The organism is Amycolatopsis sp. NPDC051061 (assembly GCF_040682935.1).
In the GTDB taxonomy this organism is placed as follows: domain Bacteria; phylum Actinomycetota; class Actinomycetes; order Mycobacteriales; family Pseudonocardiaceae; genus Amycolatopsis.
The window spans coordinates 44,833-63,861 of sequence record NZ_JBFBBZ010000021.1; the positions used below are offsets into that span (position 1 = coordinate 44,833).

The following is a 19,029-nucleotide window of genomic DNA, read 5'->3' on the forward strand; positions in this document are numbered from 1 at the left end:
GATCACGACGGGACGCCAACACCCTTCAGCTTCTTCAGCTCCGCGGCGACGTCGAAGCCCGGCTCCGGGAACTCGGGCTTCAGGTCCGCGAGGGTCTCGATCAGCAGCTCGGCGACGGCCCAGTTCCGGTACCACTTGTGGTCGGCGGGCACGACGTACCAGGGGGCGTGGCCGGTCGACGTCTTCTTGAAGATGTCGGCGTAGGCGTCCTGGTAGGCCGGCCAGTGCGAGCGGGCTTCGAGGTCACCCGGGTTGTACTTCCAGTGCTTCTCGGGTGTCTCCAGCCGGGCCTTCAGCCGACGCAGCTGCTCGTCCGGCGAGATGTGCAGGAAGACCTTGACGACGGTCGTGCCCGCGTCGGCCAGCTCCTGCTCGAAGGCGTTGATTTCGCCGTAGCGGCGACGCCGCTCGCTCGCGCTGAGCAGCCCGGACACGCGCGGGACCAGGATGTCCTCGTAGTGCGAGCGGTCGAACACGCCGATCTGGCCCGCGTCCGGCAGCTGCTTGCGGATCCGCCAGAGGTAGTGGTGACGCCGCTCGGACACCGTGGGCGCCTTGAACCCGGCATAGCGCACACCCATCGGGTTGACCAGGCCGAGCACGTGCGAGACCGTGCCGCCCTTGCCCGAGGTGTCCATGCCCTGCAGCACGAGCAGGACGCTGCGCTGTCCGCCGCTCACGCCCTCGGCGTAGAGAGCTTCCTGCAGCTTGGACAGGCGCTCGCCCGCGCTGCCGAGCTTGGCGAGCGCCTTGGGCTTCTTGCCGGGGCCCACCGGGGCCGAGCCCGGGTCCGGCAGCTCCGCGCCGACGCGCAGCGCGTCCCGGACCCGGCTTCCGTCGTCCTTCTTCGCCATCCCGCGAAACTACCCGGTCAAGCGACGGCTTTCTCGGCGAACAATTTCAGCAGCCCACCGTGCCCGCCGTCGCCGGAGACGCCGTCGTGGACCTTCGCCGCGGTTTCGCCGTGCCGCTCGAAGGCCCGGTGCTCCAGTTCGACGCGGGTGCTGCGCGGCCCCTCCTCGACGAACCTGACCTCGATCTCGCTGGCGTGCGCGGGATCCGGGTCCACTTTCCAGTCGCCGTCAATCCGCCACGTCAGGACCACCCGGGCGGGTGGCTCCCAGACGAGCACCTCGCCCCAGTCGCACTCCGAGCCGTCGGTGGTCCGCTCGTACCAGCGCCCGCCCGGCTTCGGCTCCAGGACGGCTTCGGCCAGGTCGCCCTGTCCGATGTGGTGCTCGCGCGGCCACCAGCTGTCGAAGGCCTCGGTGTAGGTCTTGAACGCGTGCTCGCGCGAGCACGCGACGGTGATCGTCTTGCGGATCGGCTCCAGGGTCATGGCTGCTCCTCTTCGGGGGATTCGGGGGATTCCGCCAGGTCGGCGAAGGACTTCAGCGCGTCCGACCACATCCGGTCGAGGTAGGCGCGCACCGCGGCGATGCCGTCGGGCTCGAGGCGGTACAGCCGCTTCGTGCCCTCGGCCCGGTCCGCGACCAGGCCGGCCGCCTTGAGCACCTTGAGGTGCTGGGAGACCGCCGGGCGGCTGATCGGCAGGTCCGCGGCCAGCTCGCCGACCGCGCGGGGCCCCGCGCGGAGCGCTTCGACGATCGCGCGCCGCGACGGGTCCGCCAGCGCGGCCAGCTGGTCGCTTCCGTAAGCCGCCACGAACGGTAAGTTACGGCTTACCGATGAGCCCGTCAACCGTCACGCACGGATTCGGGGGTACGAGTCGGGTATTGCGCAACGAACAACGAGTGAAAGCAATGATTCCCGGCTGAATTCTGCGTGTTCTGCCTCTAACCTGAACGTATGACGACGTTCGCCGGCCGGGAGACCGCCGCCCCCACCGCCGCGAGCTTCATCGAGCTCGACGAGCGGTGGAGCACGCACAACTACCACCCGCTGCCCGTCGTGATCGCCGAAGCCTCCGGCGCTTCCGTCACCGACGTCGAAGGCCGGTCCTACCTCGACTTCCTCTCCGGGTACTCGGCGCTGAACTTCGGCCACCGCCACCCGGACCTGATCGCCGCCGCGGTGGAGCAGCTCGGCCTCGTCACCCTGACGTCGCGGGCGTTCCACCACGACCAGCTGGGCCTGTTCTGCCGCGAGCTGGCCGAGCTGACCGGCACCGAGCTCGTGCTGCCGATGAACTCCGGCGCCGAGGCCGTCGAGTCGGTCGTCAAGATCGCCCGCAAGTGGGCGCACCGGGTCAAGGGCGTGCCCGACGGCACGGCCGAGATCATCGTCGCCGGTTCGAACTTCCACGGCCGGACGACGACGATCGTGTCGTTCTCGACCGACGAGACCGCCCGCGCCGACTTCGGCCCGTTCACCCCGGGCTTCGTCACGGTGAAGTACGGCGACGCGGCCGCGCTGCGCGACGCGATCACCCCCCGCACGGCTGCCGTGCTGCTGGAGCCGGTGCAGGGCGAAGCCGGCGTGATCGTGCCGCCGGAGGGATACTTCGCCGACGTGCGTGCCGCGTGCGACGAGCACGGCGTGCTGCTGATCGCCGACGAAATCCAGTCCGGGCTGGCCCGCACCGGCACGGTGCTGGCGCTGGACCACGAAGGCGTCCGCGCGGACGTGTACACGCTGGGCAAGGCCCTCGGCGGCGGCATCCTGCCGGTGTCGGCGGTGGTCGGCCGCCGGGACGTCCTGGGCGTGCTGAAGCCGGGCGAGCACGGCTCGACGTTCGGCGGCAACCCCCTGGCCTGCGCGGTCGGCCGCGCGGTCGTCCGGCTGCTGAAGACGGGCGAGTTCCAGCAGCGCTCGACCGAGCTGGGCGCGCACCTGCACTCGCGACTCGGGGAGCTGATCGGCACCGGGCTGTCCGAGGTCCGCGGACGCGGCCTGTGGGCGGGCATCGACATCGCGCCGGGCGGACCGTCGGGCCGCGAGGCATCGGAGGCGCTGGCGACGCGGGGCGTGCTGTGCAAGGAGACGCACGAGCGCACCCTGCGGGTGGCGCCGCCGCTGGTGATCACCCGCGAGGAGCTGGACCGCGGCATCGACGCGATCGCCGAGGTCGTCCGCCCCTGAAGCCACCGGATGCCGCCGGGTGAGCCTCCCGCCCCGGCGGCATCCGGAGCACAACTTCCGCTCCAAAGGGAGCAGAACGTCCCCTTCGGACGTTGTGCCCGTATGGGATCAGGGGAATGGGTGGAACGGCCGCTCGTCGGCACCGGCAGCGTCACACCGGCCGAGCTCTACGAGCAGGGGAAGCGGCTCCGGGACAAGACGCCCGCCGCCGTGCACGACCACGAAGCCGCCGCGAAAGACCGGCCGAGCGCGAAGCAGTACTTCGACGCCAGCAACGCCGGGCGGCTCCCGGAGCTGGTCGAACTCCGCCGGGAACGCATGCTCGCTTCGCCGTTCACCTTCTTCCGCGGCGCCGCCGGGCTGATGGGCGCCGACCTCGCGGGCACGCCGGACTCCGGGGTCGCCGCCCAGCTCTGCGGCGACGCCCACGCCGCCAACTTCGGGCTCTACGGCACGCCCGAAGGCAAGATCGTGATGGACATCAACGACTTCGACGAGACCGTCCCGGGCCCGTGGGAGTGGGACCTCAAACGGCTCGCCGCCAGCCTCGTGCTCGCCGGCCGCGAGGGCGGCATCGGCGAGTCCGGCTGCCGCGAAGCCGCCGAAGACGCCGTGAAGTCCTATCGCCGCACCATCCGCGCGCTGGCCGACCTGCCGTTCCTGCGCAGCTGGAACGCCCTGCCGGACTCCTCGGTGCTGTCCAAGGCCCGCGCGGACGAGCTGATCGACGACTTCGCCGACGCCGCCGAGAAGGCCCGCAAGAACGACAGCGCGAAGGTCTCCGCGAGGTGGACCGAGCGCGTCGACGACCACGAGACCGGCTTGGCGCGCCACCGGTTCGTCGAGGATCCGCCGGTGCTGACCCACGTCGACGTGAAGACCGCCGAGGCCGTCGCCGCCGGTCTGGTGTCCTATGTGGACACGCTGCGCGAGTCGCGGCGGACGCTCATCTCGCGGTACCGGATCGCCGACGTCGCCTTCCGCGTGGTCGGCACCGGCAGCGTGGGCTTGCGCAGCTACGTCGCCCTGCTGCACGGCAACGACGACGAAGACCTGGTGCTGCAGGTGAAACAGGCCCAGCCGCCCGCGCTCGCGCCGTACCTCGGCCTGCCGGAAGCGGAGCACGAAGGACGGCGGATCGTCGACGGCGCCCGGCTCGTGCAGGCCGAGACCGACGTCCTGCTCGGCTGGACCACGATCGACGGCGTCCCGTTCATCGTCCGCCAGTTCCGGAACCTCAAGGGTGACATCGACCCGGCGGAGCTGGAGAAGGACCACCTCGACGACTACGGCCGGCTGGCCGGCGCCCTGCTCGCCCGCGCCCACACGCGGTCGCTGCACCCGAAGCTCCTCGCGGGCTACTTCGCCGACGACTCCGAGCTGGACGAGGCGATGGGCGCGTACGCCGTGCGGTACGCCGACCGGACCGAGGCCGACCACGCCGCCTTCTCGACGACCTGAGAGCCCCGGAGGTCGTCCCCCGTGGTCGCGGCTATTCTCGCGCAGGTGAGGACCTTGTGGGTGCCGGCCGCGATCTGCGGGCTGCTCGCGGTGCTGCTGGGGCTGCCCTTCGCCGGGGGTACGGCACCCGGCGCCGTGGACGCGACGGTCGCCGGCTGGATCGCGCACCTGAGCCCCGGTGTGCTGCGGGCGCTGGTCCTCCCGACCGAGCCGTACGTGGTGATCCCGCTCGGCGTGCTCGCCGTCGTCCTGTGCCTGCGCGCCGGGCGGCGGGCCGATGCCGTGTTCGCGCTCGGCGCGCCGCTGCTGGCGATCCTGCTGACGAGCTGGCTGCTGAAACCGCTCTACGACCGGTGGAAGAACGACACCCTCGTCTACCCGAGCGGCCACACGGTGAGCCTGGTCGCGGTGCTGACCGTGCTCGTGCTCGTCACGCGCAGGGCGGTCGTCGCCGTGCTCGCCGCGCTGGCGCTGCTCGCCGCCACCGCCGGGCTGATCGGGATGGGCTACCACTACCTCACCGACGTCGTCGGCGGCACGCTGTTCGCGGTCGCCGTCGTGCTGCTCACGTGGTCGGTGCCGCGTCCCGCGCCAGCGCCGTCAACCGGCTGACCGCGCGCAGGTACTTCTTGCGGTAGCCGCCGTTCACCATCTCCTCGGGGAACAGCGCCGGCAGCGGCTCGCCGGAGACGACGACCGGGACGGCCCGGTCGTAGAGCCGGTCCGCGAACGCCACCAGCCGCAGCGCGACGTTCTGGTCCGGCGCCGGGTGGACGCCCCGCAGGTGCACGCGGGTGACGCCGTCCAGGAGCCGTCCGTAGCGGGAGGGGTGCAGCGAACCCAGGTGTTCGCACAACGCGTCGAAGTCGTCCACAGTGGACCCCTCGTGCGCGGCGACGGACTCTTCGAGGACCTCCGGGGTGACCGGCGGCGGGGCGTCCGGCAGGCCGCGGTGGCGGTAGTCCGGGCCGTCGACGCGCACCACGGCGAAGCGGGCCGACAGCGTCTGGATCTCGCGCAGGAAGTCCTCGGCGGCGAACCGGCCCTCGCCGAGCTTCTCGGGCAGCGTGTTCGACGTCGCGGCGATGTACACCCCGGCGTCCATGAGCTCCTGGAGCAGCCGCGTGACCAGCGTGGTGTCGCCCGGGTCGTCCAGCTCGAACTCGTCGATGGCCAGGATCCGGTGCTCGGAAAGCCGCCGCACGGCCTCGGCGAAGCCCAGCGCGCCGACCAGGTGGGTCAGCTCGACGAACGTGCCGTACGCCTTCGGCGAGGGCGCCGCGTGCCAGGCCGAGGCGAGCAGGTGGGTCTTGCCGACGCCGAACCCGCCGTCGAGGTAGAGCCCCATCGGCCCGGCCGGCTCCGAGGAACCGCCAGCGCCGCCGAAGAGCCTGAAGCGCTTCTTCTCCTTGCGCGGGCCGATCTTGGCGGCGAACGCCGAGCAGGCCTCGACCGCGGCGGCCTGGCTCGGCTCGTCCGGGTTCGGGAGGTACGTCTCGAACCGCACGGCGTCGAAGCGCGGCGGAGGCACCAGCGCACCGATCAGCTCGTCGGCGGACAGCTCGGGACGGCGGTCGGTGAGGTGCGCGGCCATGGTCGCAGAGCCTATCCGCGCACCGAGTGCCGGTGAGCGGGCCTGTCCCCCGGTCGAGACGCACTTCACCCCCGTGCTGGGATTGTCGCGTGCGGAGCGTGTGGCCCTCTTCGACGGGCGAACTGACCGGGGTGGACCTCGAGGAGATCTACGCCTACCCGGCGGAGCTCGACCGCCCGTGGGTGCAGGTGAACTTCGTCGCCTCCGCGGACGGCGCCGTCGAGGTCGACACGACGTCGGCGGGCCTTTCGCACGCCGCCGACCGGCGGGTCTTCCTGCTCGGGCGCGACCTCGCCGAGGTCGTCCTGGTCGGCGCCGGGACCGCCCGCGCGGAGGACTACCGCGGGGTCGTCGCGGGCCCGAAGCGCCTGGAACGCCGTCGCCGGCTGGGGTTCGAGACGGTCCCGCCGATCGCCGTGGTGACCCGCACCGCGGATCTCGACCCCTCCTCCCGGCTGTTCACCGAGACCGTCGTACCCCCGATCGTGGTCACCACGGAGACCGCGCCGACCGGCGCCCTCGAAGCCGCCGGGGCCGAGGTCCTGCGCGCCGGCGAGGACGACGTCGACGTCGAGCGCGCCCTCGACCTGCTCGCCGCGCGTGGCCTGCGCCGGATCGCCTGCGAAGGCGGCCCCGGGCTGTTCGCGCAGCTCATCGCCGCCGACCGGGTCGACCAGCTGTGCCTGACCGTCGCGCCGCTGCTCGTGGGCGGGCCGGCCGGGCGGATCGCCGCCGGGCCGGTCGCCGTGCCGCGGTCGCTCGCGCTGGCGTCGATCCTGCTCGAGGACGGCTTCACGTTCCTGCGCTACCGCCGGGACGCCGGGTGAACGACGACGACGGCCTCCTCGCCCGGGCCGCGGCCGGCGACGAGGCCGCGTTCGGTGCGCTCGTGCGGCGGCACACGCCCCGGATGTACCGCCTCGCGCTGCGGATCACCGGCAGCGCCGCCGAGGCCGAGGACGTCGTCCAGGACTCGTGGCTCGCCGCGTGGCGCTCCCTCGCGTCCTTCCGGTACGAGTCCGCGGTGTCGACCTGGCTCTACCGGGTGGTCACCAACAGCGCGCTCGCGCTGCTGCGGCGGCGCCGGCCCACGATCTCGCTCGACTGCCCGGAACCCGACGGACAGTCCACTCTGGACAGTGCGCTGCTCGCCGGGGCCGACCCGGGCCCCGAAGGCCGGGTCGTGCGGGCCGCGGAAGTCGACGCCGTGCTGCGCGCGATCAGCCGGCTGGACGTGTCGCAGCGGGTGCCGCTGGTGCTGCGGGAGCTGGAGGGCCTGAGCTACGAAGAGGTCGCCGAGGTGCTCGACGTGAACGTCGGCGCCTTGCGCTCGCGGCTGCACCGGGCCAGGGTGGCGCTGCTCGCCGAGTTGAGGGAGCGGTGATGGCCGAGCTTTCCGACCCCGAGCGGGACCCGCGCTGGGACGCCGTGCGCGCGGCGGCCCGGCGCCGGGTGCCGACCCCGCCCGGCCTGGTCGAACGCGTGCTGCGGGCCGTCGCGCGCGGCCGCCGGACCGCCGTGGAGGTGCCCGGCGAGGCGGGCAGCCTGCGCGTCACCGGGAACGTCGTCGGCCGGCTGGTCTCGGCCGTCGCCGCCGAGCGAGCGCCCGACGGGGTGCGGGTGTCGGCCGTCGCGGTCGAGGACGACGCCGTGCAGGTGCTCGTGTCGGTCCGGTTCGGCCTCACCGCCGACGCGGCCGCCGAGGCGCTGCGGCGGGAGATCACCGCGGAGCTGTGCCATCAGCTCGGGGTCGCCATGACGGTGAACGTGCACGTCGTGGACGTCGACCCCGGCTAGGCATTCCCCCGATCGGGGGACCTTGCGTGAGGTTCGCGCGCTCGCGGGCATCGTACGGGCGAGAGACCGCCGCGAGAGGAGCCCGCACGCATGTACCCGGAACGGACCGAAAGCCCCGGCACGGTGACCCCGCTCAACGAGGAGGGCGCCGCCGGCCGCACCACGATCTCGTCGGTGGTCGTGCAGAAGGTCGCCGGCCTGGCCACCCGCGAGGTCGCCGGGGTGCACGCGCTGGGCGGCGGCGGGGTGTCGCGCGCGCTCGGCGCCCTGCGTGAACGCATCCCCGGCTCCGGCACGGTCACGACCGCCGGCGTCGCGGTGGAGGTCGGCGAGAAGCAGACGGCGATCGACCTCGACGTCGTCGTGGAGTACGGCGCGCGCATCGCCGACGTCGCCCGCGCGGTGCGGCGCAACGTGATCACCGCGGTCGAGCAGATCACCGGCCTCGAGGTGATCGAGGTGAACATCGCCGTCAACGACATCCACCTGCCGGGCGAGGAAGAACCCGAATCGACGCGGGTGGAATGACCGGCCGCGACCCGGGCGACGCGGCGGGCCGGGCGGCCTTCCGCGCCTTCGTGCGCGCGCACCACCCGGACGTGGGCGGGGACCCGGCGGAGTTCGCGGCCGGGCTGGCCCGCTTCCGGGCGCAAGGATCTCCTGAGTCCGAAGTGGACTCCCGGTACGACGCCCCGGTCAGCTTCGTCACCCGCCGGCGCGGGATCGCCGCGCTGCGGGGCCGGTTCCGCCGCCGCCGTCCGCCCCGGGTGCGGTGACCCGCACTTTCTCTTACCAAGGACCGTCCAAGGAGGACATGTGAACGCAACGCAGACCGGGCTCCTGGCCGGGCTGATCCTCGGCCTGGCCGCGACCCAGGGGTTCACCGCGTTCCTGGTGACCCTGGCCGTCGGGATCATCGGCCTGGTCGCCGGCCGGGTCCTCGACGGCGAGCTCGACCTCGGCGAGCTCTTCGGCAAGGGCCGCGACAAGTGAGCCGCGTCCTGGACGTGCCGCGCGACCTCGCCGAACCGGCCGAGCGCGGCACCCTCACGGTCGCGCACGCCGTGGTGCGCAAGGTCGCCCAGCACGCCGCCGACCAGGTCCCCGGCACCTCGCCGGATGGAAAGAAGGGCGCCAAGGCCAAGGTCGGCGGCCTCGACAACGACGTCGACCTCGCCCTCGACCTGCCCCTTCAGTACCCGGCGCCGGTGCGGACCGTCGTCGACGTCGTGCGGGAGAAGGTCACCGGCGAGGTCGAGCTGCTCACCGGCTACCACGTCCGGACCCTGGCCGTGACGGTGTCCGCGCTCCGGCCGGCCGTGCCGCCGAGGGTGCGGTAGCCGTGCGCCCGCTCGTCCGCCTCCTGTCCACCCTGCTCGCCCTGGCCTTCGCGGCCGCCGGCGCGCTGCTCGCCCTCGAAGTCGGCTGGCACTGGTGGCGCCCCGGATCGGGACCGCTGCTGGTGCCGTGGCCACGTTGGCAGGCCGAACTCGCGTCGCTGGGCTGGGACGCCTACGCCGTGCGCGTCGGCGCCGGCGTGCTCGCCGCCGCCGGCCTGGTCCTGCTGCTGTGCGCGCTGGCCGCCGGGAGCCGCGCGATCCGGCTCACCGACCCGGCCGACGAAGTGAGCGTCTCGACGTCGCCGCGCTCGCTGGCCCGGCTGGTCGGCCTCACCGTGCGCGCGCAGGACAACGTCGCCGGCGCGTCGGTCACCGCGAGCGCCCGCCGCGTCCGCGTCCGCGCGAAGAGCACCCTCGAAACCGAGGGCGAGCTGCGGCCGCGCCTGCTGGCGACGGTGTCCGCGCTGCTCGACGACGTCCCGCTCGTGCGGCGGCCCAAAGTCTCGGTCGTCGTGGACTCCCCCAAGGACCGCCGATGAGCAAGTCCGTCGCCGCGAAGGCGCTTTCCCGGTCGTACACGGGCGAACGCACGCTCACGTTCCTCGTCGGGCTGCTGGCCCTGGCCGGCGGGGCGCTCGCCTTGGTGGTCGGCTTCGGCGTGCTCGGCGAGTTCCGCGGCCGCCGTCCGCTGCTCGACCCGATGGCCCTCGACTGGCTCGGCGGCCACGCCACGCCCGCCCGCATGGTCGCGATCGGGCTCGGCGTCCTGCTGTTCGTGCTCGGCCTGCGCGGGACGCTGCGTTCGCTGCGCCCGGAGCCGCGGCCCGACGTGGACCTCGACCGCACCGAGGGCGCGGAGCTCGTCGTCACCGCCGGCGCGATCTCCGGCGCGGTCCAGGCCGACGCGGAACAGCTCGACGGCGTCAGCCGGGCCCGGGTCCGCGCGGTCGGCTCGCGGACGTCTCCGGCGTTGCGCGTCACCCTGTGGCTGCACGAGGGAACCGACCTCAAACGCGTCTGGGAAGACCTGGACGCGCGCGTGCTGACCAGGGCGCGGGAGTCGCTCGGGCTCGACGTCCTGCCCACGGCCGTCCGCTTGGAACTCGACACGAGCGCGGCGAAACGCGTGCGCTGAGCGGCGTCTTTCCGCAGAATGCGGGCATGCCCCTACCGCTGCAGCCGCCGCTGAAGCCGATGCTCGCCAAGCCCGCGAAGGCCATCCCGGACTCCGGAGGCCTGCTGTTCGAGCCGAAGTGGGACGGCTTCCGCTGCATCGTCTTCAAGGACGGCGACGAGCTGTACCTGCAGTCCCGCGCGGAAAAGCCGCTCAACCGGTACTTCCCGGAAGCCGTCGCGCGGCTGCTGGAGACGCTGCCACCGCGGGTCGTGCTGGACGGCGAACTCGTCGTCGCGCGCGACGGGCGGCTGAACTTCGACGCGCTCACCGAGCGGATCCACCCCGCCGAAAGCCGCATCACGCTCCTGTCCGCCGAGCAGCCCGCCGAGTTCGTCGCCTTCGACCTCCTCGCCCTCGACGACGAGTCGCTGCTCGACGAGCCGACGTCGGCCCGGCGCGAACGGCTCGTCGAGCTGGCCGGCGACCGGTTCGCGCTCACCCCCGCGACCAACGACCCCGCCACCGCGCGGCACTGGTTCGAGCTCTTCGAGGGCGCGGGCCTCGACGGCGTCATCGGCAAGCCCCTGGACGAGCCGTACACGCCGGGCAAGCGCGTCCTGCACAAGTACAAGCACCTGCGCACCGCGGACTGCGTGCTGGCCGGGCTGCGCTGGCACGTCGACGGCGGGCCCGGCGAACTCGTCGGCTCGTTCCTGCTCGGCCTCCACGACGACAAGGGCGTGCTGCACCACGTCGGCACCGTCGGGTCGTTCCCCAAGGACCGCCGTCGTGAACTCGCCGAAGAGCTCGCGCCGCTGGTCACCGACGGTGAGGACCACCCGTGGGGCGGTCGCGCGCAAGGCGAAGGACAGCGGATCCCCGGCGGGATCACCCGCTGGCGCGCCACCGAGCACGAATGGGTGCCGCTGCGGCCCGAGCGCGTCGTCGAGGTCGCCTACGAAAACACCGAAGGCGGCATGCCGTCCCGGTTCCGGCACAACGCGCGGTTCAAGCGCTGGCGTCCCGACCGCGAACCCGCGTCGTGCGACTACACGCAGCTGGAGGAACCGGCCCGCTACGACCTCGACGCCGTGTTCCGCGGCCAGGTCGTGCGGACCCGCTAACCCGCGTCCCACACCGGCCGTGCGAAGCTCGGCGGTGCCTGCCCTGATCGACCGCTGCACCTGATCGACCGCTGCTCCTGATCGACGTGAGGACTTCGCCCGTGCGCCGCCGCCGTTCCCGTCTCCTGGTCGCGCTGCTCGCCCTGGCCTCCGCCGCGGGGTGCGCCGCCGGGCCGTCGGTCCGTCCGGCGCTGGTCGAGAACGACGGGAAGACGACGGCCGGCACGCCCACCGGCACCCCGCCGGTGCCGCTGCCGCCGCTGGGCGAACCGCAGTCGCCGTCGCTGCGGTGGGCCGACTGCGACGACGACACCCGGCAGCGGATCGGCACCCCCGCCGTCCCGGACAGCCTGCACTTCACCTGCGCCCGGGTCACCGCGCCGCTCGACGCGCCCGGCGAGGCCCGGCGGTCGGTGGTGCGGCTGCTGGCGCTGAAGGTCGGCACCGGGCCGGTGCCGCTGGTCGTGGTCGACGACGTCGACGGCGAACCCGGCACCGTGTACGCCGCGCGGCTGGCCGCGACGCTGCCACCGGCGTTCCTGGCGAAGTTCTCGCTGATCGGCCTCGACCGGCGCGGCACCGGGCTCTCGGGCGCCGTCCAGTGCGTGCCCCCCGACATCCGGCACGACCTGATCGACGCGGACCCGGCGCAGGGCGGCCTGCAGGACGTGCTGGACGCCGCGCGCAAGGCCGGGCAGCAGTGCGCGATCGAGCTGGACGACTCGCAGACGGCGCTGGACAGCTGGCGCAGCGCCGGCGACCTCGACGAGCTGCGCAAGCAGCTGGGCATGGAACGGCTCGACGCGATCGGCCGCGGCGACGGCTCGAAGGTCCTTTCGCAGTACGCGGTGCGCTTCCCGGGCCAGGTCGGCCGGATGGTGCTCGACGGCGTCCCCGACCCGGGCCCGGACACCGCCGCGGTGCTCGACGCGGTCGCCGCCGGCGCCCAATCGACGTTGGACGCCTTCGCCGCGGACTGCGCGGCCCGCAAGTGCACCCTCGGCGACCCGAAGGCGGCCCTGGCGGCGCTGACCGGACAGCTGCGGCAGAACATCGCGCCGCTGACCGACGACGGCGTCGCATTCGGGCCGGGGGTCGCGATGTACGCCGTCTACGCGGGACTGGCGCAGCGCTCGCGGTGGCCGGAGCTGGCCGACGCGATCGCGGCGGCGCGGTCGGGGAACATCGGGCCGCTGGCGGCGTTCGTCGCGCCGGTGCTGCACGACTCGCGCGCGCAGCCGTCGCGGCTCGACGTCACGATCGCGACCCGCTGCAACGACAGCCAGACCCGGCTCTCGGCCGACCAGCTCGACCAGGTCGGGGCCGGGATGCGGGCGAAGTACCCGGAGTTCGGCGCGGTCGTCGCCCAGCAGCTGGCCTGGTGCGGACCGTGGCCGGTGCGGACCGAGCCGCTGCCGCCGGCGGGCGCGACGGGCGCGCCGCCGATCCTGGTCACGGCCACCGCGGCCGACCCGGTGACGCCCCAGGTGGGCAGCACCCGCGCGGCCGACCAGATGCCGACGGCGGTGACGATCACGTGGCAGGGCGCGGGCCACGGCGCGGTGGGCGCGTCCCCGTGCGTCACGGACGCGGCCCGCGCGTTCCTGGTGGACGGCAAAGTCCCGGCCGACGGCACCCTCTGCCCCGCCTGACCCCGTGATCGAAGGGTCAGCACGCGTGATTGCGGAGTCATCATTCGTGATTGAAGGGTCGACACGGTGTCAGTGCCGTGTCGACCCTTCAATCACGAGTGTCGACTCCGCAATCACGCGTGTCGACCTTGGGATCACTGGCGGTAGGACTCCACCTCGGAGACCGGGCGGGCCGCGGCCTCGTCCGGGTTCTCGTGGAACTCCGTTTTCGCGCGCCGCTGCCGGAGCAGGTCCCAGCACTGGTCGAGCTGCTGCTCGACCGCGGTGAGGCGATCCTTGTCGCCGCCGCCCAGCCCCACGCCGACCGAACGCGACCGGAGCTCGTGCTCCTCCGCGATCAGTTCGTCGATCCGGCCCAGGATTTCGCCGTCGGCCATGTGTTCCTCCTCGTACGGTTGCTCGGTGGTGACGCTACCCCGGCCCGGGGAATTCCCGCCGCCCCCGCTTCGTTGACCAGGGCATGAGCACCGTTGAGCTGACTGCCGAGAACTTCGACCAGACGCTGGCCGACAACGAGTTCGTCCTCATCGACTTCTGGGCCAGCTGGTGCGGACCGTGCCGCCAGTTCGCGCCGGTTTACGAAAAGGCCTCCGAGAAGCACGACGACCTCGTGTTCGCGAGCGTCGACACCGAAGCGCAGCAGCAGCTCGCCGCCGCCTTCGACGTCCGCTCCATCCCGACGCTGGCCATCATCCGGGACAAGACGCTGATCTACGCGCAGCCGGGCGCGCTGCCCGAGCCGGCCCTCGAAGAGCTCATCAAGCAGGCTCGCGAGGTCGACATGGACGAGGTCAAGCGCAAGGCCGCCGAAGCCGAGGCCGAACAGGCCTGATCACCACCACAGCCGTGAAGGCCACCTTCAGGAACTTGAAGTTCCTGAAGGTGGCCTTCACGGTGTTCAGGACTTCGTCGCGAGCCCGCGCAGGAAGAACGCCAGGTTCGCCGGGCGCTCGGCCAGGCGGCGCATGAAGTAGCCGTACCACTCGTCGCCGTAGGGCACGTAGACGCGCATGCGCGAGCCCGAAGCCGCGATCCGCGCCTGCTCCTCCGGCCGGATGCCGTAGAGCATCTGGAACTCGTGGTCGTCGTCCTCGCGCTCGTTCTCGACCGCCAGCGTGGCGGCGATCTCGATCATCCGCGGGTCGTGCGAGGCCACCATCGGGTAGCCCTGCCCGGCCATCAGGACGCGCAGGCAGCGGACGTAGGACTTGTCCACTTCGGACTTCCCGGCGAATGCGACCGCCTCCGGCTCGGCGTACGCGCCCTTGCACAGCCGCACGCGCGAGCCGGGCCCAGACAGGTCCCGGCAGTCCTGCTCGGTGCGCCGCAGGTAGGCCTGCAGCACCGCGCCCACCCACGGGTACTCGCCGCGCAGCTCGCGCAGGATGCCGAGCGTCGAGTCCGTGGTGGTGTGGTCCTCCATGTCGAGCGTCACGGTGGCCCCGACCGCTTCGGCCGCCGCGCAGATCTTCCGCGCGTTCTCCAAGGCGACGTCCTCGCCGTTCGACGGCAGGAACTGCCCCACCGCCGACAGCTTCACCGAGACATCGGCGCCCTCGGCCAACCCTTCCGCGGCCAGCGCGGTCAGCACGGCTTCGTAGGCCGCGACGGTCGACGCGGCCTGCGCGGCGTCGGTGGTGTCCTCGCCCAGGTGGTCGAGGGTGATCCGCCGGCCGTCCGCCGCCAGTTCCCTGGCCACGCGGACGGCGTCGGCGGTCTCGGACCCGGCCACGAACCGGCGCACCACGGATCGCGTGGCGGGCACCGCTTCGACGAGCCGCCGGATGCCCTTCGACCGGGCGGCGGCGAGCAACGGGGCACGCAGCATGACGGTCTCCCAGTCTCGAGAGGGCTCAGCCCTGGTGCGGGTAACGGACGGCGGTCGGCGGGAGGAACGTCTCCTTGATCGAGCGCGGGCTGGTCCAGCGCTGCAGGTTGAAGATCGAGCCCGCCTTGTCGTTGGTGCCCGAGGCCCGCGCGCCGCCGAACGGCTGCTGGCCGACGACGGCACCGGTCGGCTTGTCGTTGACGTAGAAGTTGCCCGCGGCGAACCGCAGCGTCTCGGACGCCTTAGCCACGGCCGTGCGGTCGTTGGCGATGATCGCGCCGGTCAGCGCGTACGCGGCCGTCTCGTCGACGAGCTTCAGCACGGCGTCGAAGTCGCCGTCTTCGTAGACGTGCACCGACAGGATCGGCCCGAAGTACTCGGTCGAGAAGATCTCGTGCTTCGGGTTGTCGGACACGAGGATCGTCGGCTGCACGAAGAAGCCGTCGGTGTCGTCGGCGGTGCCACCGGTGAGGATCTCCACCGAGGCGTCACCGCGAACGCGGTCGAACAGCTCCGTGTGCTTGGTGAACGCGCGCCGGTCGATGACCGCGCCGCCGAAGTGCGAGAGGTCCGTGACGTCGCCGTAGGACAGCGCCTCGGTCTCGGAGACGAGACCGTCCTTCACCCGGTTCCAGACGCTGCGCGGGACGTACGCCCGGGAAGCCGCGGAGCACTTCTGGCCCTGATACTCGAAAGCGCCGCGGACCAGCGCGGTGCGCAGGACGTCGACGTCGGCCGACGGGTGCGCGACGATGAAGTCCTTGCCGCCGGTCTCGCCGACCAGCCGCGGGTAGCCGCGGTAGCCCGCGATGTTCGCGCCGATCGTGCCCCAGAGGTGCTGGAACGTCGGGGTCGAGCCGGTGAAGTGGATGCCGGCCAGGTCGCGGTGGGTCAGGGCGACCTCGGAAACGGCCTTACCGTCGCCCGGCAGCAGGTTGATGACGCCGGGCGGCATCCCGGCCTCTTCGAGCAGCCGCATGGTGAGGTGCGCGGCGAACGACTGCGTCGGCGACGGCTTCCACAGCACGGTGTTGCCCATCAGCGCGGGCGCGGTCGGCAGGTTGCCGGCGATCGCGGTGAAGTTGAACGGCGTGATCGCGTAGACGAAGCCTTCCAGCGGGCGGTGCTCCAGCCGGTTCCACACGCCCGGCGAGCTGATCGGCTGCTCGGTGAGGACGCGGCGGCCGAACTCGACGTTGAAGCGCCAGAAGTCGGCGAGCTCGCAGGCGGCGTCGATCTCGGCCTGGGTCGCGGTCTTGGACTGCCCGAGCATGGTGGCGGCGTTGAGCGTGGCGCGCCACGGGCCGGTCAGCAGGTCGGCGGCGCGCAGCAGGATCGCGGCGCGGTCGTCGTAGGACAGCGCGCGCCACTCCGGCGCGGCCTTCGCGGCGGCCGCGATCGCGTCGGTCGCGTCCTGCTGCGTGGCGCTGTGGATGGTGCCCAGCACGTGACGGTGGTTGTGCGGCTGGACGACCTCGATCTTCTCGCCGCCACCGGGACGCTGCTCGCCCCCGACGGTGACCGTGAAGTCGAGGGGTTCCGCCTGGCCCAGCCGCTTGAGCGCACCCTCGAGCTCCGCGCGCTCAGCGCTGCCCGGCGCATACGTCAGCACCGGCTCGTTCTTCGGGGCGGGGGTCTGGGTCACGGCGTCCACGGCGGCTCCTCTGCCTTTCCTGCAACGGCTGGATGCCCCGAACGGTAACTCCGGACACGTCGTGGCGGGTTGTTCAACCGGCTAAAATCGCTCCTATGATCTTGGCTGATCGGATAACACGGCGGTGACGTCGCTGCGGCACGTGTTAGCCACCCTCGGGGAGCCGCTGGTCGAGGTCGTCGTCGCCCCGCACGGGCTGGGCGTCCCGGTCTCCGACGTCGTGATCCTCGACCCCGAAGACCCCTTGGAAGCCGGGCCGGGCGACCTGGTGCTGGTGATCGGCGCGCGCGGCCGGGCGGCGGCACCCGCGATCCGTGCGGCCGGGCGGGGCGGGGCGGCCGCGGTGGCGGTCAAGGGCGCGGCGGGTGCCGACGTCGCCGCCGACGCGGGCGTCGCGCTGCTCACCGTCGGCGCGGAGGCGCGCTGGGAGCAGGTGGAGTCGCTGGCCCGGGGGGTCGTCGAGGCGGCGCGCGCGGGCGGCGAGGCGGCCGGCGGTGAGGTGCTCGGCGACCTGTTCGCCCTGGCCCAGACGATCGCGACGCTCACCGGCGGCCTGGTCAGCATCGAGGACACGGCGAACCGCGTGCTCGCCTACTCGCGGGCGGGCGACGAGGTCGACGAGCTGCGGCGGCTGTCGATCCTCGGCCGCGAAGGCCCGGAACGCTACCTCGCGATGTTGCGCGAATGGGGCGTCTACCAGCGGCTTCGCGCCGGTGAAGGGATCGTCCGGATCGACGAACGACCCGAGCTGGGCATCCGCCGGCGCATCGCGGCGGGCATCCACGCCGGCCAGCAGCCGCTCGGCACGATCTGGGTCCAGGAGGGCGCCCAGCCGCTGACCGAACGCGCCGAGACGGCCCTGCTCGGCGCGAGCCGCACCCTCGCGCCGCAGCTGATCCGCGCCCGGACGCTGCCCAGTCCGGAGCTGCGGCTGCGGGAGGACCTCCTCGCGAGCCTGCTGGAAGGCCGGCTGGACGCGGAGTCCGTCGCCGACGACATCGGCGCGGACCCGGCCCGGCCGGCGCAGGTGCTGGCGTTTTCGCTTGAGCGATCGGACAACCGCCAGCTGCGCCGCGCCGAGCTGGTGCACCTGATCGCCGTCCACACGGCGGCCTACCGGCGCAGCGCGCTGGTGAGCGTGATCGGCGGCCGCGTCTACGCGCTGCTGCCGGACCTGCCCGAGCACTCGGACGCGGCGGTCCTGGCCCTGGCGAAGGAGATCGTGGGCACCGCGCGGCGGCACCTGGACGTCCCGGTGCGGGCGGCGCTGGGCGGCGTGGTGCCGCGGTTGTCGGCCGCGGCGGCGTCCCGCGGCGACGCCGACCGCGTCCTGGCGGCGATGGCGCGCGGGCACTGGGCGGCCGACGTCGCGTCGCTGGCCGACGTCCGCGCGGAGGTGCTGCTGTCGGAGGTCCTGGGTTTCCTGGATGCCGAGCCGCGCATCCGCGACCCGCGGCTGACGTCGCTGGTGGAGCACGACACCGAGCACGGCGGGATCCTGGTGCCGGCGGTCCTGGCGTGGCTCGACGCGTTCGGCGACGTCCGGGCGGCGGCCCGGGCCCTGAACATCCACCCCAACACGGTCCGCTACCGCGTCCGGCGGGCGGCGGAAGTGTCCGGAGTGGACTTCGCCGACCCCGCGCAGCGGATCCTCACTCAGCTGCAGCTGAGGCTCTGACCCTGCTAGCTTCGCCGGCGTGGATCTCTTCTCGCGCACGTGGGCGGCGTTGCGCGCCGCGGTCGCTGCCCTTCCCGACTCGGAGTTCGCGAAGCCGTCGGGCTGCCGGGGGTGGCTGGTCCGGGACCTGGTGTGCCACCTGGTGATCGACGCGCAGGACGTGTTGATCACGCTGGTCACGCCGGCTTCTTCGGTGGTGACGCACGACGCGGTGACGTACTGGTCTTTGGCGGACACCCTTCCCTCGGGCGACGACCCGCTGGACGCGCTGATCGTCCGCCTGGCGGCGGCGTACGAGGACCCGGCACTGCTGAAGTTCCACCTCGACGACGTGGGCGCGGCGGCGGGCCGGGCGGCCGACCTGGCGGACCCGGGCATGCGGGTGTCGACGCAGGAGATGGTCCTGACGGCGGGCGACTACCTGTCGGCGTACGTCCTGGAGTGGACGCTGCACCACCTCGACTTGGTGGCGCACCTGACCTCGGTTCCGGGACCGCCCGCGGAGGGCTTGACGGCGACCCGCTCGCTGCTGGAGAAGATCGGCGGGACGGCGTTCCCGGCGTCGTTCTCGGACGAGGACGTGCTGCTGGTGGCGACCGGCCGCCGCTCCCCTTCCGAGGCCGAGCGCGAGGTTCTGGGCGACCTGACCGCGCGCCTGCCGTTCGTGCTCGGGTAAACATTCGACACGCCGTCGCCATCATTCGCGATCGAATCACCGACATGATTGCCGGCCAATTCGTCA

Annotated in this window: 24 protein-coding genes; 17 read left to right on the forward strand and 7 right to left on the reverse strand. The window is 72.8% G+C overall.

What is annotated here, in order from left to right:
* Positions 1–2 precede the first annotated feature (2 nt).
* Genes AB0N03_RS26845 through AB0N03_RS26855 form a run of 3 tightly spaced genes read right to left on the reverse strand, consistent with a single transcriptional unit; the run spans position 3 to position 1,665 of the window.
* Positions 3–854, reverse strand: coding sequence for a PPK2 family polyphosphate kinase (locus tag AB0N03_RS26845; RefSeq protein WP_364377158.1), 852 nt, complete (start codon positions 852–854; stop codon positions 3–5).
* A gap of 17 nt (positions 855–871) precedes the next feature.
* Positions 872–1,339, reverse strand: a complete 468-nt coding sequence (locus AB0N03_RS26850) for an SRPBCC family protein (protein WP_364377160.1) — start codon at positions 1,337–1,339, stop codon at positions 872–874.
* Positions 1,336–1,665 carry a metalloregulator ArsR/SmtB family transcription factor gene (locus AB0N03_RS26855; RefSeq protein WP_364377162.1) on the reverse strand — a complete coding sequence of 110 codons (330 nt, stop codon included), beginning with the start codon at positions 1,663–1,665 and terminating at the stop codon, positions 1,336–1,338. Before AB0N03_RS26855 ends, AB0N03_RS26850 begins: the two co-directional genes overlap by 4 nt.
* A gap of 144 nt (positions 1,666–1,809) precedes the next feature.
* Between AB0N03_RS26855 and rocD the strand changes: the two genes are divergently transcribed.
* The 3 genes from rocD (at position 1,810) to AB0N03_RS26870 (ending at position 5,115) form a co-directional block, all read left to right on the forward strand.
* Positions 1,810–3,042, forward strand: a complete 1,233-nt coding sequence (rocD, locus tag AB0N03_RS26860; RefSeq protein ID WP_364377164.1) for an ornithine--oxo-acid transaminase — start codon at positions 1,810–1,812, stop codon at positions 3,040–3,042.
* Positions 3,043–3,144: 102 nt separating this feature from the next.
* On the forward strand, positions 3,145–4,503 hold the full coding sequence (locus AB0N03_RS26865) for a DUF2252 domain-containing protein (protein ID WP_364377166.1): 1,359 nt from the start codon (positions 3,145–3,147) through the stop codon (positions 4,501–4,503).
* A 60-nt stretch (positions 4,504–4,563) separates the two neighbouring features.
* Positions 4,564–5,115: a phosphatase PAP2 family protein gene (locus tag AB0N03_RS26870; RefSeq protein ID WP_364377360.1), complete on the forward strand. Its 552-nt coding sequence runs from the start codon at positions 4,564–4,566 to the stop codon at positions 5,113–5,115.
* Here AB0N03_RS26870 and zapE read toward each other — a convergent pair.
* Positions 5,069–6,097, reverse strand: coding sequence for a cell division protein ZapE (zapE, locus tag AB0N03_RS26875; protein ID WP_364377168.1), 1,029 nt, complete (start codon positions 6,095–6,097; stop codon positions 5,069–5,071). The two genes, AB0N03_RS26870 and zapE, sit on opposite strands and share 47 nt — an antisense overlap.
* A gap of 89 nt (positions 6,098–6,186) precedes the next feature.
* Between zapE and AB0N03_RS26880 the strand changes: the two genes are divergently transcribed.
* The 11 genes from AB0N03_RS26880 (at position 6,187) to AB0N03_RS26930 (ending at position 13,127) form a co-directional block, all read left to right on the forward strand.
* Entirely contained in the window at positions 6,187–6,924 is a 738-nt protein-coding gene (locus AB0N03_RS26880; RefSeq protein WP_364377170.1) for a pyrimidine reductase family protein, read from the forward strand.
* Positions 6,921–7,481 (forward strand): sigma-70 family RNA polymerase sigma factor, encoded by a 561-nt coding sequence (locus tag AB0N03_RS26885; RefSeq protein ID WP_364377172.1) that lies wholly within the window; start codon positions 6,921–6,923, stop codon positions 7,479–7,481. Before AB0N03_RS26880 ends, AB0N03_RS26885 begins: the two co-directional genes overlap by 4 nt.
* Entirely contained in the window at positions 7,481–7,894 is a 414-nt protein-coding gene (locus tag AB0N03_RS26890) for a hypothetical protein (protein WP_364377174.1), read from the forward strand. Before AB0N03_RS26885 ends, AB0N03_RS26890 begins: the two co-directional genes overlap by 1 nt.
* A 90-nt stretch (positions 7,895–7,984) precedes the next feature.
* Positions 7,985–8,422 (forward strand): Asp23/Gls24 family envelope stress response protein, encoded by a 438-nt coding sequence (locus AB0N03_RS26895; RefSeq protein ID WP_364377176.1) that lies wholly within the window; start codon positions 7,985–7,987, stop codon positions 8,420–8,422.
* Entirely contained in the window at positions 8,419–8,670 is a 252-nt protein-coding gene (locus AB0N03_RS26900) for a hypothetical protein (RefSeq protein ID WP_364377178.1), read from the forward strand. The genes AB0N03_RS26895 and AB0N03_RS26900 overlap by 4 nt, the downstream gene beginning before the upstream one ends.
* A gap of 40 nt (positions 8,671–8,710) precedes the next feature.
* On the forward strand, positions 8,711–8,887 hold the full coding sequence (locus AB0N03_RS26905) for a hypothetical protein (protein ID WP_013224542.1): 177 nt from the start codon (positions 8,711–8,713) through the stop codon (positions 8,885–8,887).
* The gene (locus tag AB0N03_RS26910; protein ID WP_364377179.1) at positions 8,884–9,234 is read left to right on the forward strand and encodes an Asp23/Gls24 family envelope stress response protein; all 351 of its coding nucleotides are present in this window, start codon (positions 8,884–8,886) and stop codon (positions 9,232–9,234) included. Before AB0N03_RS26905 ends, AB0N03_RS26910 begins: the two co-directional genes overlap by 4 nt.
* A gap of 2 nt (positions 9,235–9,236) precedes the next feature.
* Positions 9,237–9,773 (forward strand): DUF6286 domain-containing protein, encoded by a 537-nt coding sequence (locus AB0N03_RS26915; RefSeq protein WP_364377181.1) that lies wholly within the window; start codon positions 9,237–9,239, stop codon positions 9,771–9,773.
* A complete protein-coding gene (locus tag AB0N03_RS26920) occupies positions 9,770–10,369 on the forward strand; it encodes an alkaline shock response membrane anchor protein AmaP (protein WP_364377182.1) in 600 nt (199 codons plus the stop codon). The genes AB0N03_RS26915 and AB0N03_RS26920 overlap by 4 nt, the downstream gene beginning before the upstream one ends.
* Positions 10,370–10,395: 26 nt before the next feature.
* Entirely contained in the window at positions 10,396–11,475 is a 1,080-nt protein-coding gene (locus AB0N03_RS26925; RefSeq protein WP_364377184.1) for an ATP-dependent DNA ligase, read from the forward strand.
* Between the two features lie 101 nt (positions 11,476–11,576).
* Positions 11,577–13,127, forward strand: a complete 1,551-nt coding sequence (locus AB0N03_RS26930) for an alpha/beta hydrolase (RefSeq protein WP_364377362.1) — start codon at positions 11,577–11,579, stop codon at positions 13,125–13,127.
* Positions 13,128–13,261: 134 nt separating this feature from the next.
* Here AB0N03_RS26930 and AB0N03_RS26935 read toward each other — a convergent pair whose 3' ends face one another.
* Positions 13,262–13,504, reverse strand: coding sequence for a DUF2630 family protein (locus AB0N03_RS26935; protein WP_364377186.1), 243 nt, complete (start codon positions 13,502–13,504; stop codon positions 13,262–13,264).
* An 83-nt stretch (positions 13,505–13,587) separates the two neighbouring features.
* Here AB0N03_RS26935 and AB0N03_RS26940 point away from each other — a divergent pair, with 83 nt between their 5' ends.
* Positions 13,588–13,959 (forward strand): thioredoxin family protein, encoded by a 372-nt coding sequence (locus AB0N03_RS26940; RefSeq protein ID WP_364377188.1) that lies wholly within the window; start codon positions 13,588–13,590, stop codon positions 13,957–13,959.
* 66 nt (positions 13,960–14,025) lie between these two features.
* Here the strand turns inward: AB0N03_RS26940 and AB0N03_RS26945 are convergent, their stop codons facing one another.
* Both AB0N03_RS26945 and pruA read right to left on the reverse strand, forming a co-directional pair.
* A complete protein-coding gene (locus AB0N03_RS26945; protein WP_364377190.1) occupies positions 14,026–14,955 on the reverse strand; it encodes a proline dehydrogenase family protein in 930 nt (309 codons plus the stop codon).
* Positions 14,956–14,980: 25 nt separating this feature from the next.
* Positions 14,981–16,609: an L-glutamate gamma-semialdehyde dehydrogenase gene (gene pruA, locus AB0N03_RS26950; RefSeq protein ID WP_364377191.1), complete on the reverse strand. Its 1,629-nt coding sequence runs from the start codon at positions 16,607–16,609 to the stop codon at positions 14,981–14,983.
* A gap of 124 nt (positions 16,610–16,733) precedes the next feature.
* On the opposite strand from pruA, the gene AB0N03_RS26955 reads away from it, so the two are divergent.
* Complete coding sequence (locus AB0N03_RS26955; RefSeq protein WP_364377193.1) at positions 16,734–18,287, forward strand: helix-turn-helix domain-containing protein; 1,554 nt, start codon at positions 16,734–16,736, stop codon at positions 18,285–18,287.
* Positions 18,288–18,306: 19 nt separating this feature from the next.
* Positions 18,307–18,963 (forward strand): maleylpyruvate isomerase N-terminal domain-containing protein, encoded by a 657-nt coding sequence (locus AB0N03_RS26960; RefSeq protein WP_364377195.1) that lies wholly within the window; start codon positions 18,307–18,309, stop codon positions 18,961–18,963.
* Positions 18,964–19,029: the final 66 nt, after the last annotated feature.

Excerpts from the sequence above, each read along its gene's own strand:
- AB0N03_RS26845 (WP_364377158.1), bottom strand. The coding sequence starts at position 854 with ATGGCGAAGAAGGACGACGGAAGCCGGGTCCGGGACGCGCTGCGCGTC.
- AB0N03_RS26850 (WP_364377160.1), bottom strand. The coding sequence starts at position 1,339 with ATGACCCTGGAGCCGATCCGCAAGACGATCACCGTCGCGTGCTCGCGC.
- rocD (WP_364377164.1), top strand. The coding sequence starts at position 1,810 with ATGACGACGTTCGCCGGCCGGGAGACCGCCGCCCCCACCGCCGCGAGC.
- AB0N03_RS26865 (WP_364377166.1), top strand. The coding sequence starts at position 3,145 with ATGGGATCAGGGGAATGGGTGGAACGGCCGCTCGTCGGCACCGGCAGC.
- zapE (WP_364377168.1), bottom strand. The coding sequence starts at position 6,097 with ATGGCCGCGCACCTCACCGACCGCCGTCCCGAGCTGTCCGCCGACGAG.
- AB0N03_RS26890 (WP_364377174.1), top strand. The coding sequence starts at position 7,481 with ATGGCCGAGCTTTCCGACCCCGAGCGGGACCCGCGCTGGGACGCCGTG.
- AB0N03_RS26895 (WP_364377176.1), top strand. The coding sequence starts at position 7,985 with ATGTACCCGGAACGGACCGAAAGCCCCGGCACGGTGACCCCGCTCAAC.
- AB0N03_RS26900 (WP_364377178.1), top strand. The coding sequence starts at position 8,419 with ATGACCGGCCGCGACCCGGGCGACGCGGCGGGCCGGGCGGCCTTCCGC.
- AB0N03_RS26920 (WP_364377182.1), top strand. The coding sequence starts at position 9,770 with ATGAGCAAGTCCGTCGCCGCGAAGGCGCTTTCCCGGTCGTACACGGGC.
- AB0N03_RS26925 (WP_364377184.1), top strand. The coding sequence starts at position 10,396 with ATGCCCCTACCGCTGCAGCCGCCGCTGAAGCCGATGCTCGCCAAGCCC.
- AB0N03_RS26935 (WP_364377186.1), bottom strand. The coding sequence starts at position 13,504 with ATGGCCGACGGCGAAATCCTGGGCCGGATCGACGAACTGATCGCGGAG.
- AB0N03_RS26940 (WP_364377188.1), top strand. The coding sequence starts at position 13,588 with ATGAGCACCGTTGAGCTGACTGCCGAGAACTTCGACCAGACGCTGGCC.
- AB0N03_RS26945 (WP_364377190.1), bottom strand. The coding sequence starts at position 14,955 with ATGCTGCGTGCCCCGTTGCTCGCCGCCGCCCGGTCGAAGGGCATCCGG.